This is a genomic window from Streptomyces sp. 8L (genome assembly GCF_020176795.1).
In the GTDB taxonomy this organism is placed as follows: Bacteria; Actinomycetota; Actinomycetes; order Streptomycetales; family Streptomycetaceae; genus Streptomyces.
In genome coordinates, this window is the sequence record NZ_JAIUKE010000080.1 from 23,268 (window position 1) to 37,838 (window position 14,571).

At 68.7% G+C, this 14,571-nt stretch carries 13 protein-coding genes; 3 read left to right on the plus strand and 10 right to left on the minus strand.

Annotation, left to right across the window (positions count from 1 at the left end; translation table 11 throughout):
• Window positions 1-294: 294 nt before the first annotated feature.
• The 5 genes from LCE31_RS08715 to LCE31_RS08735 form a co-directional block, all read right to left on the minus strand.
• The gene (locus LCE31_RS08715) at window positions 295-954 is read right to left on the minus strand and encodes a response regulator transcription factor (RefSeq protein ID WP_225013434.1); all 660 of its coding nucleotides are present in this window, start codon (window positions 952-954) and stop codon (window positions 295-297) included.
• Window positions 942-2,078, minus strand: a complete 1,137-nt coding sequence (locus LCE31_RS40805; RefSeq protein ID WP_225013435.1) for a sensor histidine kinase — start codon at window positions 2,076-2,078, stop codon at window positions 942-944. The genes LCE31_RS08715 and LCE31_RS40805 overlap by 13 nt, the downstream gene beginning before the upstream one ends.
• 26 nt (window positions 2,079-2,104) lie before the next feature.
• Window positions 2,105-3,373, minus strand: coding sequence for a serine hydrolase domain-containing protein (locus LCE31_RS08725; protein ID WP_225013436.1), 1,269 nt, complete (start codon window positions 3,371-3,373; stop codon window positions 2,105-2,107).
• Between the two features lie 591 nt (window positions 3,374-3,964).
• Window positions 3,965-4,336, minus strand: a complete 372-nt coding sequence (locus tag LCE31_RS08730; RefSeq protein ID WP_225013437.1) for an antibiotic biosynthesis monooxygenase family protein — start codon at window positions 4,334-4,336, stop codon at window positions 3,965-3,967.
• Between the two features lie 47 nt (window positions 4,337-4,383).
• A complete protein-coding gene (locus tag LCE31_RS08735) occupies window positions 4,384-4,836 on the minus strand; it encodes a VOC family protein (RefSeq protein WP_225013438.1) in 453 nt (150 codons plus the stop codon).
• A 100-nt stretch (window positions 4,837-4,936) separates the two neighbouring features.
• On the opposite strand from LCE31_RS08735, the gene LCE31_RS08740 reads away from it, so the two are divergent.
• The gene (locus LCE31_RS08740) at window positions 4,937-5,914 is read left to right on the plus strand and encodes an Lrp/AsnC family transcriptional regulator (RefSeq protein ID WP_225013439.1); all 978 of its coding nucleotides are present in this window, start codon (window positions 4,937-4,939) and stop codon (window positions 5,912-5,914) included.
• A 200-nt stretch (window positions 5,915-6,114) separates the two neighbouring features.
• Window positions 6,115-7,242: a PP2C family protein-serine/threonine phosphatase gene (locus tag LCE31_RS08745; RefSeq protein WP_225013440.1), complete on the plus strand. Its 1,128-nt coding sequence runs from the start codon at window positions 6,115-6,117 to the stop codon at window positions 7,240-7,242.
• A 9-nt stretch (window positions 7,243-7,251) separates the two neighbouring features.
• Here the strand turns inward: LCE31_RS08745 and LCE31_RS08750 are convergent, their stop codons facing one another.
• The 4 genes from LCE31_RS08750 to LCE31_RS08765 all read right to left on the minus strand — a co-directional run bounded on the left by LCE31_RS08750 (window position 7,252) and on the right by LCE31_RS08765 (window position 11,754).
• Window positions 7,252-8,151, minus strand: a complete 900-nt coding sequence (locus LCE31_RS08750; RefSeq protein ID WP_225013441.1) for a sucrase ferredoxin — start codon at window positions 8,149-8,151, stop codon at window positions 7,252-7,254.
• A 10-nt stretch (window positions 8,152-8,161) separates the two neighbouring features.
• Window positions 8,162-9,367, minus strand: a complete 1,206-nt coding sequence (locus LCE31_RS08755; RefSeq protein WP_225013442.1) for a cupin domain-containing protein — start codon at window positions 9,365-9,367, stop codon at window positions 8,162-8,164.
• Complete coding sequence (locus tag LCE31_RS08760; protein WP_225013443.1) at window positions 9,333-9,788, minus strand: hypothetical protein; 456 nt, start codon at window positions 9,786-9,788, stop codon at window positions 9,333-9,335. The genes LCE31_RS08755 and LCE31_RS08760 overlap by 35 nt, the downstream gene beginning before the upstream one ends.
• A gap of 514 nt (window positions 9,789-10,302) precedes the next feature.
• Window positions 10,303-11,754 carry an amidase gene (locus LCE31_RS08765; protein ID WP_225013444.1) on the minus strand — a complete coding sequence of 484 codons (1,452 nt, stop codon included), beginning with the start codon at window positions 11,752-11,754 and terminating at the stop codon, window positions 10,303-10,305.
• Between the two features lie 118 nt (window positions 11,755-11,872).
• Here LCE31_RS08765 and LCE31_RS08770 point away from each other — a divergent pair, with 118 nt between their 5' ends.
• Window positions 11,873-12,496, plus strand: coding sequence for a TetR/AcrR family transcriptional regulator (locus LCE31_RS08770; RefSeq protein WP_225013445.1), 624 nt, complete (start codon window positions 11,873-11,875; stop codon window positions 12,494-12,496).
• A 445-nt stretch (window positions 12,497-12,941) separates the two neighbouring features.
• On the opposite strand, the gene LCE31_RS08780 is transcribed toward LCE31_RS08770, so the two are convergent.
• On the minus strand, window positions 12,942-14,249 hold the full coding sequence (locus tag LCE31_RS08780; protein WP_225013446.1) for a cation:dicarboxylate symporter family transporter: 1,308 nt from the start codon (window positions 14,247-14,249) through the stop codon (window positions 12,942-12,944).
• Window positions 14,250-14,571 lie beyond the last annotated feature (322 nt).

Consider the following 14,571-nt stretch of genomic DNA (forward strand, 5'->3'; position numbering starts at 1 on the left):
ATCGCCGCCTGCCCGAGGACGTCGGAACCGGCCGGCTCTCGCCAACGGGAGCCGACGCGGGCTGCTCGACCTCAGCGGCACCTCGACATGTCCGGCCCCGAAGGAAGTGCCGACGCGGGCTGCCCGACCTCGGCAGCACCTCGACATGTCCGGCCCCAGAGGAAGTACCGACGCGGCCTGCCCGACCTCAGCGGCACCTCAACATGTTCGGCCCCGAAGGAAGCTCGGAAGGCGCCAGTGGCATCGACCGGGGACAACTCGCGGGCCGCGCGTCACGCAGCGGGCTTGGCCGGGTCAACGCCCGTGGAACCCGACGTCCAGATACCGCAGCACCGCAAGGACGCGCCGGTTGGCATTGTTCGTCGGCGGAAGGCCCAGTTTGCTGAAGATCCGGTTGATGTACTTGTTGACCGCGTGCTCGGTGACAACCAGGTCGGCGGCGATCGCGGAATTGGAAAGCCCACGCGCCATCAGACCGAGGACCTCACGTTCGCGGGGCGTCAGCCCGTCCATCACGTCGGTGCCGGCCAGGCGGCCGACCAGGCCGCTGATCACCTCGGGGTCCAACACGGTGCCGCCTCCCGCGACGGTGCGCAGGGCGGCAAGGAACTGCATGATGTCGCTGACCCGGTCCTTGAGCAGGTAGCCGACTCCGCCCTCGGAATCGCTCAACAGCTCCCGCACATAGGCATGCTCGATGTACTGCGTCAGGATCAGGACGGGAGAGCCGGGCCAACGCCTGCGCGCCTCGATGGCCGCGCGCAGGCCCTCGTCCCGATGGGTCGGCGGCAGCCGGATATCTACGACGGCGAGGTCGGGGCGTTCCCGGTCGAGCGCGACCAGCAGCGCGTCGGCATCCTCCACTGCCGCCACCACCGTGCAGTCGAGGTCGGTGAGCAGGCTCTTCAAGCCCTCCCGCAACAGCAGCAGGTCCTCGGCGATCACGACACGCATGGCAGCTCCACATGCAGCACAGTAGGTCCGCCGACCGGGCTGGCCAGCGACAGGTCACCGTCGAACGCGGCGACTCGGCGGCGCAGGCCGGTAAGGCCGGTGCCGTGTCGTTCGTCCGCGCCGCCTCGACCGTCGTCCCGGATCTTGATGCCGATACGGCTCCCGTCGCTGCGCACTTCGACCCCGGCCCGGGAGGCGCCGCTGTGTTTGGTCACATTGGTCAGCGACTCCGCGACCACGAAATACACCGTCGACTCCAGCGCTACGGGCAGCCGTTCGGGGATGTCCACCGTGACATCGATGTCGCGCAGGTCCGCGCCGGCGTACTTGGCGAGTGACTCGATTCCGCCGGCCAGCCCCCGGTCGGCCAGGATCGGCGGATACACACCGCGGACGAGGTCCCGCAGTTCCTGCAACGCGCTGCCGACCTCGCCGCGCGCGTCCCCGAGCAGTCTCCTCGTGTCGTCCGGAGATCCGCGGAGCTTCAGGTCGAGTCGGCCGAGCAGCATGCTCAGGGACACCAGCCGTGCCTGCGCGCCGTCGTGCAGATCGCGTTCGATGCGGCGCAGTTCCATGGCCTGCACCTCCAACGCGCCGGACCGGGTCTCCGTGAGCTCCGCGATGCGGCGTGTGAGGCGGTTGCGCTGCCGTCCGTCGAGCAGCAGCCGGTTGACGGAGGCGTGCCAGCGGGGAAGCCCGTGGCCGCAGGCTACGGCGATCAGCAGCACGAGCACGCCGCAGCCGCCGGCGATGAGTGCGTTTCCCGGGCCGTTGACCGTCACGAAGATGTCCGGCGGCGGGTGCTGTGATGCCGTTCGCCACCACAGCGGGGTGCTCACCGCGACCAGTCCCAAGGCCCACACCACCGCGCCGAGCAGCAGCACCGACGGCCCGAGTACCGCCTGGCAGAGCAGCCAGGGCAGCACACGGACCGGTTGGCGCGCCGGCTCGTCGGAGCGGAGCAACAGGGCGTCCGTCCGGTACTGGCGGGCGACCACCGAGCAGACGGCCGGCTGCGCGTCGCGGTGCAGGAGGGCCAGCAGGGGCCAGCGCAGCAGAAGGGCGGCCGCACGCAGACCGGTCAGCGCGTTTGCGACCATGATCTGCAGATCCTGCCTGAACACCGGCGTGCTCCCTGGTCGTGCTGCGGTCAGTTCTGCTTGAACGTCGAAATAGTCTGGTAAATGGTACCGAACAGCTTGAGCGCCGAATCGTTGTCGTCGACCTCGCTGTTGGCGGAGAGGGCGATCAACATGCCGGTCGACGGGACGTACACGTGCAGCACTCGGAATCCGTAGGTGCCGCCCGCGTACATCCAGACTCGCCCGATCGGAGGCTCGAACTGCTGCGTGACGCCGAGTCCGTACCCCTCCGGGGTGCTGGCGGAAGTGGCGGTGATCGGCTTGCCCGTGGTGGTCGAGATCAGTGACTCCAGTTCGCGCTGCTGCACGGCAGGCAGCTCGTGCCCGGTGTACAGCGCGCGGTCCCAGGTCGCCATGTCGGCGAGCGAGCTGATCAGACCGCCCGCGCCCTGTGCCCAGGAGACGTTGAGCGACGGCACGGGCTTGCCGTGGAGCTTGGGCAGTCCGGCCTGCATCGAGTATCCCGTCGGCATGTGTGTTGCGGTGCTGGACGGGCAGGTCTCCGGGCCGAAGCAGGTGTGGTCCATGCCCAACGGCTTCAGGATTCGCTTCGTGACCTGGCTGAAGTAGCTGTCATGGGTTGCTTTTTCGATGATCATCTGCGCGAGCACGTAGTTGGTGTTCGAGTAGGAGTACTTGTGCGAGCCTACGGGAAGGTGCTGCACGTACTGGACCAGGCTCTGGGGCGTGGCAACGGTGTCCGGATCGGCCTGGAGGGCCTTCGTGAAGGCGGGCTGGCCGGCATAGTCGGGGATGCCGCTGGACATCGTCAGCAACTGCTTGATGGTGATGTTTCGCCACGCCGGATACTGCGGCAGCCAGGTGCCCAACGTGTCGTCGATGGACAGCTTCCCCTCGGCCTCCAACTTGAGCAGCACCACGGAGGTGAACGCCTTGGTGTTGCTGCCGATCTGCCACAACGCGTCGTCGGACACCGGTGTGTGGCCGCCGTACGTGGTGGTTCCGGCGCTGGCGGCGGTACTGGGGCGTCCGTTCGGATAGGTCACGCGGACGGACATGGCGGACAGGTGGTCCTTCTTGCCCTCGGCCTTGAGGTACCCGGTCAGGTCGGCACGCAGAGCAGAGCTCAGGGAGGGCGAGGACGCGGACGCGGAAGCTGCCTTCGTGGTGGTCTTCGGACTCTGCGAGGGCGAGGACGATGCCTTCGCGGTGCTCGCGGTCTGGCTCGAACAACCGACTGTTCCCCCTGCCAGTGCGAGCACCGCCGTTGTGCCCAGGAGGACGCGAACGGATCGCCGGAACGCGGGGTACTGCATCGTGATCATCACCTTTGGTACTGGAGTTGCGTAAGTGATCACCACGCTAGAGACGGCGAGATCGACGGGTAATCCCACCAACTGCCCAATGCATTGACTTGCTGGCACCCCTTGACAACACTGCGTCGATAGCCTATGCGGATCGTTGTGTCGCCTGCGCCACCGCGGGTCGTCCCGGGCTGAGCATGCCCTGAGCGCCTACGCCCGAACCGGGCGTCGAGCAGGTTCCGGCCGATCCACCCGTTGCGGGGACCGCCTCGGCGGTCAGGGACGGGCGAGTGGTCGCGGCGGTGTGGACCGGGCCGGGCCCGGGCCGCGCTTGCCGTGACACACGCCCCGGGCCGGCGCGTGGCCGGACCCAGCCACTGTAAGCCGCCGGTTCATCCGGCGCCGGCAGGAGTCGTTACCGACCACCCGCGGCGGGTGCTCGGTCGTCGCCGTCCGCCCGTACTCCGCGCACACCGCACCGGGGGGCGAACGGCGTCTCCAAGCGGCAGACCGCGACGACGTGCACCCCTCCAGGCCCACGGCACGTCCCCGCCGCGGACCGTTCACGCGCGGCGTTACGGCCCGCTGCCGTGCGCCAACGTGTCAGGCGACGCAGATCCCCGGCACGACCTGCGCCCGGAACAGGTGGGGGGTGGCGACGAGGCTGGCCGGGTAGAGCTCGCGAGCGGCCGCGCGTACGCTGCCGTCGAGCCGGGCCGCGCGATAGTGGTCCGTCGACTCCCAGACGGCGTGGTTGAGGAACGTGCTGCTGCCTGCGATACCGCGATACAACTGGGTGGATATGAAGCCCGGTTGACTCTTCAGAGCGGCCGCGTCGGTGGACCACGCCAGCAGCAGCTGGTCGACATCGCCGGGGTCGACGGACAGGACGTTGACGAGGATGACAGGACCGCCCCCCTCGTCGAGCTGGTCGGCGAGAGCGACGTGGGCGTCCAACTCGTGGAATTTCGGCATGGTGGTTCGCTTTCAGGGACTGGCGGGGCGATCGGTCGACGGCTCGGTCAGGACAGATCCGGCAACGTCCCGTGCACGGTGATCTCCTCGGTGAGCAGCGGGTTGACGTGCTCGGCACCGAGCCCGCCACTGCCGTAGGGACGTGTGACGATCTCCAGCTCATGGCCGCTGGGATCGTTGAAGTAGACGCCGCGGCCGTCGTCGAGGCGGTTGATGTGGCCCGCGTCCTGATGCCGGGGGTCGGCCCAGTACTCCAGGCCCCGCTCCAGCACCCGGGCGAAGACCACATCGAACTCCGCCTCGCTGACCAGGAAGGCGTAGTGCTGCGCCGCGATGTCGCGGTCCGTGCTCATGAAGTCGAAGGTGACGTCGGGGCTCACCCGCACCATCACGAAGTGGCCCAGCCGCACCGGAGGCTCGAAGCCCATCATGTCGGCCAGAAAACGGGCGGAAGCCCCTGCATCACGAGACCAGACGATCTGGTGGTTCAAAACACTCATGCACCGAGTGTTCGCCACACAACAGCGAAACCTCCAGGAAGCCGACTAGAATCTGCCAATAACTTTCATTTGACCCGCCCAGAAGAACGAAACTTCACTGATGGATGTTGTAGATCAGCAAATCCTCCAATGCCTGATGCTGGACGGGCGCGCCCCGATGAGACGAATCGCCGGGGTGGTGGGCGTATCGGAGCAGACCGCGACCCGCCGCTACCGCGCCATGCGCGAGGCAGGTGTGCTCCGCGTCCTGGTCAGTGAGGCGGCCGCCTCCGCCAGGCATCCGCTCTGGCTCCTGCGGCTGCAGTGCCGCCCCGCCGCCGCCGCACGCCTCGGCAACGCGCTGGCCGCACGCGACGACGTCTTCTGGGTCGCTCTGCACTCCGGCGGCGCGGAACTGATGTGCACCACGACCCTGCCCGCCGACGCGACAGGAGGCACGGGAGTACTGCCCCGGATTTCCCACACATCGGAAGTACTCTCGTTCACCACCCACCTGGTGCTCCACTCGTACTCCGGCGGGCCCGCAGAGTGGTCGGCCTTCGAGGAGCCACTGAGCGAGGACGCGAAACGCGATCTTCTTCAGGGCTGCGCTCCGCGCCGGCGCGAGGCGACGTACAGTCCGGTCCCCCTCGAAGACCGCCCGCTGCTGGAGGAACTGCGCGAAGACGGCAGAACCACCGCGTCAGCTCTGGCCCGCGCCCTCGGCTGGCCGCTCTCCCGCGTCAGAGGCCGCCTCCAGACGCTGCTGGACAGTGGTGCGGTCACCGTGGACGTGGACGTGATGCTGGAAGCGTTCGGCTACCACACCTCGGCCACGCTGCTCCTCCAGGTGTCACCGGACCGCATCGTCACGGTCTGCGAAACACTCTCCGCCCATCGACAGACCAGCTGGGTCGCCGCGGTCACGGGCGCCGCGAACATCGCGGCCGCGGTGACCTGCCGCGACAGCACCGAACTCTTCAGCTACGTCACTGAACAGTTGGGCAGCCTCCCCGGCGTGACCCACGTCGAGATCGTCCCGTTGCTCAGCAGGCTCAAGCAGGCCGCCACCCGAGTGACCGGAGGCCGTCTGGTGTGAACCGCCTTTGGGCCGGACACCACACTGTATTTGCCCCGCATGACATCGAGCCCGCAGAGGCCAGCCGTAACGGTCTCACACCGGCGTCTGGCGGAACCACCCCTCGCCCCGGACGCCATGCCCGCAACTCGGCAAAGGAAATTTCTGGCACTATGTGAGTACTTTCCCGACACAACCGTATTCATCTGGAGGAAGCATCGGTGGTGGTGTTCCGGCGCACACCTGCGAAGACGCCATGGGCGCTTGCGGCTGTCATCCTCGTGGCCGGCGCACTGCTGACCGCGTTCGCACCTCAGCCGTACGTCGGGCTGCCCTTACTGGTCGCCGCACCGCTGATCGCCGGGGCGATGCTGTCGTTCCGTGTCACGGCGGGCTTCGCCTGCGCGGCGGCCGTGGTGTCGGGAGCCCTGGACGTATATCGAGAGCGGCCGGCGACAGCGCTCTTCGTCGACCTTGCGGTGGTCGGTCTCATCGGTGTCCTGGCCCTGGTGGTAGACGTGCTGATGGGGCGTCAGGCCCGCGATCTCGCGGAGTCGCGAGGCATCGCGGAGGCCGTCCAGTTGGCGGTACTACCGCGACCCGCCGCCCGCGTCGGACCCTTGGCCGTCGCCGTCGGCTATGTCGCGGCCCAGGCGGAGGCCCGGATCGGCGGTGACCTCTTCGCTGTTCATGACACCCCGTTCGGCGTCCGCATGATCATCGGTGACGTCCGGGGAAAGGGGCTTCAGGCGATCGCTTCTGTGCCGGTGGCGATCGGCGCCTTCCGGCAGGAGGCGGAGTACACGGCCGATCTCGCCGCCCTGGCGGAACGGATGGACGGCGCGATGGCCAGGGCTGCCGAGCCCCATCTGTCGGCAGGCATCTCCAGCGAAGACTTCACCACGGCGGTGCTGGCCGAGGTGTCCGCCACGGGCGACGCGGTGCGGCTGGTCAACTGCGGCCATCCGGCGCCGTACCTGGTCCACCGGGGAGAGGTGAAGCGGCTCGATCCGAGCGCCGCGCAGATGCCGTTGGGCATGGGGCTGGCCAAGGTCGCGCCCCCGTCCGGAACGGACCTTCCTCTGATGGAAGTTGTGTCCCTGCCGGTCGGAGCCCTTCTGCTCATGGTCACCGACGGTGTCACGGAGGCGCGCAACCACGACGGCGTCTTCTACGACCCCTGCCTGTCCGGCCTGGTCGGGCACTGCTTCGGGAGCCCCGAGTCCCTGGTGCGCGCCCTGATCGAGGACGTCCACCGCTGGACGGGGGGTGAGCAGCAGGACGACATGGCCATCCTCGCCGTCACCCGTGACACGAACACCGCGCCCACATCGCCCGGCCTCCGGTGAGTGTGTCCTTCAGCCGGTACGTATCGACACGACCCGGTGGACGACGGCCGAACTCGTCGCCGGCCCGCGGCAGGTCAGCTGGTACGGCGCGGTGCGATGGGCCCGCACCTCGACATCGAAGGCCCTGGAAGAAGGCGGGCGGCCGATGACGCGGATCAACCACCGGTGATTGTTGATACGAGAGGTGGCGGCGATCACGTAGTCGTGCCGGCCGGCCGGACCGAAGCGTTCGAGCACGGCCGCGAGAGCGGCCTGCTGCGGCGGGAAGAGATCCGTGTATCCGCGCAGGTGTTCCGCGTGTATGCGGTCGGCCAGGTGTTCTTCGACCGCCGTGACGGACGATGGGGCGTCGAGACCTCCGTAGTACACGCCGTCCGGAACCACGACGACATTGGCGGCGAACCTGTCACCACCCACGTGCGTGCATTCCCACACCACGTCCGGCCAGCGCTCGCTCAGGGCACGCCCCACAGGCCGTCCGCGCACGGCGCAGCAGGTGTCGTGCTGACCGTGCGTGCAGACGAGGACGACGGGCGGACAGCCGAGTTCGCCGGGGGCGTCGAGGGCTCCGACGATCTGCGCCAAGTCCTCGTCACCACTCCATGTGCCCCATTGCTGGCGGTGGGCGCCCGAGTTCTCGTGGCGCAGCACGGCCCACCGGCCGGGGCCCTCGGTCCTTCGGCGTCCGTGCCGTCTGACCAGAAGGACTCGTGCCCTTACCGCCTGGGCGGCGGAGAACACGCGTGCTTTGGTTGCAGGATCGAGATCGAGACCGTCGAAGCCGTTGGGCGGCCAGCCGCCCCGGTACTCGATGAGGACCCACACCGAGCCGTGTGGTGCTGTGCCCGCGATCGAGTCACCGCGTATGCGGGCGGCATCGGCGCAGAAGAAGCGTTCTGTCGCGGTCACCGCGGCGGAATCACTGTTCGGCGGGCACCAGCACGCCCGCGCGCAGCAGTCGCTCGACGAGCGGGGCGCCGAGATCACCGACGGTGCGGACCTCACCGTCGAGCAGCCGGACCACAGAGGGCAGATCGGCCGCCGGGAAGTCGAGCCAGCCCACGCGAGTGGTCAGGCGCGGACCCTCCAGCCGTGCTTCCAGAGCCCCTCGGAGCCGTACCCGCGACTCTGGGCGAAGGTTGTCGACAGCGGCGAACTGGGCCAGCGGCCCCAGCGGTGCCGCGCGGCCCTGGCCCCGCCGGGCCCGCTGGAACAGCGGAGCGGGATCGACCTGCGCGACGGCGGCTACGAGGCGCTCGCGGACGATGTCGATCTCGTCGGCCGGACCGTCCACACCGATGGGCAGGCTGCCGCGCATCCGGGGATCGTCGCGCAGCACCGCGAGCGCGGACCGGGCGAGCTGTTCAGCCAGTGCGTAGCGCGTCCAGTTGTGGATTCCGAGCGTCAGGTGGATCGAGATCTCGCCCTGCGCCTGGGCGGCGTGCAGCCATCCCCGCGGCAGGTAGAGGACATCGCCGGGCTCAAGAATGGCGTCGATGTACGCCTCGCCCCTCGCGGCCTCGGCGACGACGGAGCGACGATCGGTCCAGGGCTGGTCAGGCAGCGGATCGAGATGGACGGGTTCGTGGATGAGCCAGCGCTTGGTGCCCTCGATCTGGAGAACGAAGACATCGTGGACGTCGTAATGGTCATCGAACCCGCGGTTCTGCGGCGGAGTGACGTAGGCGTTGGCCTGCACCGGATGTCCGAGCTCCGAACTCAGCCCGGAGCTGAAGTTCGCGACTGGTTCCCATGTGCGCTGAAGCGCTTGCACGACCAGTGTGGCGCCGTCCGCGAAGCTGCGCCACAGAGCCGTGTCGTCGAGCTGGTCGGAGATGGTGGCACCGACGCCGGCGGGCGAGGTGAACGACGACTCGGGAAGTGCGGAGCCGTCCTTGACAACGCGCAGAAAGGGCGTGCGCAGCCCGCGACGTGAGATCAGTTCGTCTACGGCGTCAGCGGAAAACAAGTCGGAGAAATCGCTCGCGCGGCGTGTGAGCAGCGCCCTCCGCGCCCAGACCTCGCGAGCGAACTCCTCCTTGCTCAGGCCGGCCAAACGTGTCTCCAGAACGCCGGCTCCTGTTGTGGCGTCAGCGTCCTGAAGCTCCGTCCGGGAGGTGCTCAAGAGCGGCCGCCGGACTCGTCCGCACCACCGTCCGCTCCCCCATCGTGAACACCGGGGGTACCGGCCGCGCCACCATCCGCCGGACCCTCCGCGCCACCATCCGCTCCCCCGTCATGAACACCGGGAGTACCGGCCGCACCGCCATCCGCCGGACCTTCCGCACCACCATCCGCTCCCCCGTCATGAACACCGGGAGTACCGGCCGCACCACCATCCGCCGGACCCTCCGCACCACCATCCGCACCACCGTCATGAACACCGGGAGTACCCGCCGCGCCACCATCCGCCGGACCCTCCGCACCACCATCCGCACCACCGTCATGAACACCGGGAGTACCCGCCGCACCACCATCCGCCGGACCCTCCGCACCACCATCCGCACCACCGTCATGAACACCAGGAGTACCGGCCGCACCACCATCCGCCGGACCTTCTTCGTGGTTCGGATTCTTTTCGGAGTCGGGGTTGGTCATAATTCCTCCTGAGAATCGAATGGGCTGAACCCCGTACTGGATCTGATTCCCCCATAACCCCCCGCAATCAGGCTACCGCCACAGGCTGATCGCAGCGATACGAGCGGATGAGGAGGAATTCGTCGGGCGCCTGGCAGCCCACCGCGAGGTTCCGCATGCGGAATCCAGGGCACTGCCAGATACTCCGCGGTGGACGTCCGTACCGTCTGGATGGCGGCAGTTGTTCTTGAGGTGTCGCGCTTTGGGTCGGGGTCGTATCGTCCACAGCACCCGCGAATCGCATTCAGCGGGCTGTTCATCCCGCGCCACGCACAGTAACAGCCGTGAGCGTACGCGATCCGGAATCCTCCAATTCAAGGTGCTTGCGACGGACGGCATCCCGGCAGGGGCGAACGGTGAATGGGGCCGGTACGCAAGGACAATTGCAGTCCGCTCGCTCCCCCAACGTGGCCGGGGCGTTCTTCAGCAGCCTGGGTGGTTCCCGGCCCATATCGTGGGAGTACGGCCCGACCACGGACTTGCCTGTTCGAGTTGGCCGGCGAGGCGGAAGAGCCGGCTTTCACGTCCGCATCCGGCGGCGAACTGCATACCTATCGGTAGCCCCGTCCCGGCGTCGGCCGTCACAGGTACGGACATGGCGGGCGTGCCCGCCACATTGAACGGCATGGTGAACGGCGACAGGTCATTGATGCGCTCGATCCAGCCGAGGCCGTCCAGCGTCTCCACCCCTTCGGTATGAGTGCCCAGGGGCAAGGGGGGCTCCGGCAGGGTCGGCGTGAGGAGGATGTCGTACGCGTCGAAGTACCGCGCCAGGCTTCGCGCGACCCGGTTCCGCATCGCGAGAGCGGTGAGGAATTGCGCGCCGCCGACCCGCTGCCCGTAGTGGTGGCCGGCGAGGGTCGCGGGCTCAAGGGTCGAGGAGTCGATGGGACGGCCGAAGGCGGCGGCCAGCTCGTCGACCAGGGTGGCGAGGTTCACCGTCATGATCCGGGCATTGGCCAGGACGAATTCCTCCCAGTCGGCACCGAGGTCGACCTCGGCCTCCTCCACCTGGTGACCGAGGGATTCAAGCAACCGCACGGTGCGGGAGAGGGCGTCGGCCACCGGTGCGGTGGTGCGGCGTCCGCCCCACGCCTGAGCGAGGACACCGATGCGCAACGAGCCCGGATGACGGGTGACTTCCTCCGCGTACGGCCGTGACGGCTGCTGGGCGAAGTAGGGGTCGCCCGGTTCCGGGCCGCGCATCCGGTCGAGCAGTACCGCACTGTCGCGTACGGCACGGCTGACGCAGCCGTGCACGGCCAGGCCGCTGAAGACCTCGTCGACGCCGGGCCCCATGGACACCCGGCCACGGGTGGGTTTGATACCGAAGAGGCCGTTGCAGGCGGCGGGGACACGGAGCGATCCGGCGGCGTCGGTGCCGTGGGCGACCGGGACCACCCCCGCGGCGACAGCGGCGGCCGCGCCTCCACTGGACCCGCCCGCGCTCCGCTCCAGGTCCCACGGGTTGCGCGTCGCCCCGTACAACGCTGATTCCGTCGAGATGCCGTAGGCCATCTCCGGTGTCGCGGTGCGCCCGAACGTCACGAGGCCGGCGCGTCGGAAGCGCAGCATCAGTGAGGAGTCGGAGCCGGCGACGTTGCCGGCCGCCAGACGGCTTCCCAGCTCCATTCGCCTGCCGGCCATGGCCACCGCGATGTCTTTGATCAGAAAAGGGACGCCGGCGAGGGGCGCGCTGCCGGGGACGGGTTCGTCGTCGGACGCCCAGGTCTCCACGACGGCGTTGATCCGCGGATCGACTGCCTGTACGGCCTCGCGTGCGGCTGCCTCCGGTTCGGCGGGGTGTACCTCGCCCCTGGCCACCAGCTCCGCCAGCCCGACCGCGTCGAAGCTCACGTATTCAGAAACTTTCACTGTCACTCCCTGACAACACCGATACCGTTGAGTTCCGAATGATACCCAACGGTATCGAAGGGGTATGGCTGGTACCGTAGGGGGTCGCGAACCCCACGATCGGAGTGACGGAGCAGTCATGGCATCGCCCCTCAGCAGGCCGGGCAGAGTGGCGAAGCTGCCACCTCGTGAGCGCATCCTCGACGCGGCCGAAGAGCTCTTCCAGAGAGAAGGAATCCGGCAGGTGGGGGTCCAGGCGATCGCCGACAGGGCCGAGACCACCAAAATGGCGATCTACCGGCACTTCGAGACGAAGGACGCACTGGTCGCGGAGTGGCTGCGGATCGTCGCCGCCGATTATCAGGCGGCCTTCGACCGCGTGGAGACCGAATACCCCGACCGGCCCGAGGAACAGATTCTGGGCCTGGCCCGCTTCATCGCCGAGGGGCTGCCGGCGATCTCGTACAGGGGCTGCCCGTTCATCAACTCCCTCGCCGAGCTGCCCGACCGCCTTCATCCGGCACGGCAGGTGATCGAGGACCACAAGGCCCACCAGACCCGCAGGCTGATCGGCATGTGCGCCGAAGCCCGGATGCCCGACCCCGAACAGGCCGCGGCCGAGATCACCTTCGTACTCGAAGGGGCGCAGGTCAGCACACAGAACGGAAGCATCGATCAGACGGGAGACCGCCTGATGAGGATCATCGAGGGAATCGTGGACCGGCACCGTTCCCACCTCGGCACATGCAGGGCGGCTGACTGACCGCCCCGGCGCCTGGGACGCGGAGGTCACCGACATCCCCGACCTGGGCACGTGGGCCAAGGACATGGGGCTTATCGTCCGCAGAGAACGGCCCTGCCCTGGCGCCCAGTTGTGCTTCACCGACCTCGGCGGACCGCGGCTCACCTGTTTCGCGACCACCGGCCAAGGCGGCAGGCCCGGCTCCAGCGAGCCGGTGAGGAGATCGGTGGGCCCGACGAGTGCGCCTTCGCGGCGAGCACGCGCGGTCGGCACCCCATCATGGCCGGTGTCGTCTGCCGCGACACGGCGGGCCTCCACCGCTGCCTCACCTGCCGCCTCGTCCCTCTGGCTCCGGCCTGACGGCGGGCGGAGCGGCGAGCTCCCTCCGTCGGCACCCCGGGCGGACGGTGACGCCCGGGCCGATGCCCGCCGGGTGGCTTCTCCCGTGCGGAGGGCCGCCCGGGGGTCAAGCCGCCGCGTCGTAGCCGGTGTCGAGCTCCTTGTGCAGCCGCACCCGGTCGACGGCGTTCTCCCACTTCCCGACGACCAGGGTGGCGACGCAGTTTCCCGCGATGTTGGTGAAGACGAACGCGGCGGACAAGATGCTGTGGATGCCGAGCACCAGGGCGACGCTGCTGACGGGGATCTGGTGGGTGGCGCTCAGTGTCAGCGCCAGGACGGCGATCGCCGAACCCGACACTCCCGCGCCGCCCTTGGAGGTCAGCAGCAGGACGAGCAGAAGACCGAGCTGGGCCTGCCAGCCGAGATCCGCACCAGTCGCCTGAGCGAGGAACACACTGACGGAGGCGAAGTACAGGCACGTGCCGTCGTGGTTGAAGCTGTAGGCGGTGGGCAACACCAGGCCCACCACGGGCTCGTCCACGCCGAGCCGTTGCAGCTTGGACGTGAGCTGGGGGAACACGCTTTCGGAGGAGCTCGTGCCCAGGACGAGCACGAGCTCGGCGCGGAAGTACCGCAGCAGCTTGAGCAGGTTCACGCCGGCGTAGCGGGAGACAGGCCACAGCACCAGCACGAAGAACAACACGACGATCAGGTAGAACACACCGATCAGCTTGCCCAGTGAGGTCAGTGTGCCCAAGCCGTATTTGGACACGGTGAAGGCGATGGAGCCGAAAGCGGCCATGGGCGCGATCCGCATCACTTTGCCGATGATCCAGAAGAGCGTCTTCTGCACGCTCCCGACCATGTCGAGCACCGGCTTGGCCCGCTCTCCGAGTGAGGCCAGTCCGCAGGCGAACAGCACGGAGAACACCAGAACTTGGAGGATGTCGCCCTTGGAGAACGCGTCCACGGCCGAGGTCGGCACGAGCCCCACGAGAAAGTCGTCGAAGCCCTCCGACTTCGCCGGCGCCGTGCTTGCGCCGCCCCCGTGCAAGGAGGCGGGATCGATGTGCAGCCCCTCGCCCGGCCGCAGCACGTTGACCACCACGAGCCCGATGACGAGGGCGAAGGTGGTGATCACCTCGAAGTAGACCAGGGCACGCACGGCGATACGGCCGACCTTGCCGAGGTCGCGCACGCTCGCGATGCCGTGGGTGACACTGCAGAAGATGATCAGCGCGACCACCATCTGGACGAGGTGGATGAAGATGTCGCCGAGGAACTGGAGGTGGTGTCCCACCGAGGGGGCGAGGTAGCCGACGAGTACGCCGAGCGCGACCCCGACGAGCACCTGGAAGGCGAGGTCGCGGTAGAAGGGTTTGCGGGGCTTCGGGGGAGCCCCTGGACTGCCCACAAGGGTGGTCTGGGTCATCGTCGTTCCGGTTTCTCCGTTGAAGGTCCGGTGGCACGGGTGGTGTTGGGGTCCTCGGGCACGGTTCGTCCGCGAGGCCCGCAGGGCGCGACTTTGCGGACACGGCCTAGACGCGCGGTTCGTCCGCGAGGCCCGGAGGCACGGCCGTCGGGGGGGGGGGGGGGGGGGGGGGGGGGGGGGGCGCGGGGGGGGGGGGGGGGCGGGGGGGGGGGGGGGGGGGGGGCGGGGGGCGGCGGCGGGGGGTCTCCCCGCGCGCGGCGCTGCCGCCGGCCCGGCGCCGCAGGCGCGCTCCGGCCGGGGCGCCGCCGGGCGGGTCGGGGGC

Bases quoted from the DNA above. Each gene is read 5' to 3' on its own strand.
- LCE31_RS08715 (WP_225013434.1), bottom strand. From the start codon at position 954: ATGCGTGTCGTGATCGCCGAGGACCTGCTGCTGTTGCGGGAGGGCTTG.
- LCE31_RS08725 (WP_225013436.1), bottom strand. From the start codon at position 3,373: ATGCAGTACCCCGCGTTCCGGCGATCCGTTCGCGTCCTCCTGGGCACA.
- LCE31_RS08730 (WP_225013437.1), bottom strand. From the start codon at position 4,336: ATGCCGAAATTCCACGAGTTGGACGCCCACGTCGCTCTCGCCGACCAG.
- LCE31_RS08735 (WP_225013438.1), bottom strand. From the start codon at position 4,836: ATGAGTGTTTTGAACCACCAGATCGTCTGGTCTCGTGATGCAGGGGCT.
- LCE31_RS08740 (WP_225013439.1), top strand. From the start codon at position 4,937: ATGGATGTTGTAGATCAGCAAATCCTCCAATGCCTGATGCTGGACGGG.
- LCE31_RS08760 (WP_225013443.1), bottom strand. From the start codon at position 9,788: ATGGTGGTGCGGCCGGTACTCCTGGTGTTCATGACGGTGGTGCGGATG.
- LCE31_RS08770 (WP_225013445.1), top strand. From the start codon at position 11,873: ATGGCATCGCCCCTCAGCAGGCCGGGCAGAGTGGCGAAGCTGCCACCT.
- LCE31_RS08780 (WP_225013446.1), bottom strand. From the start codon at position 14,249: ATGACCCAGACCACCCTTGTGGGCAGTCCAGGGGCTCCCCCGAAGCCC.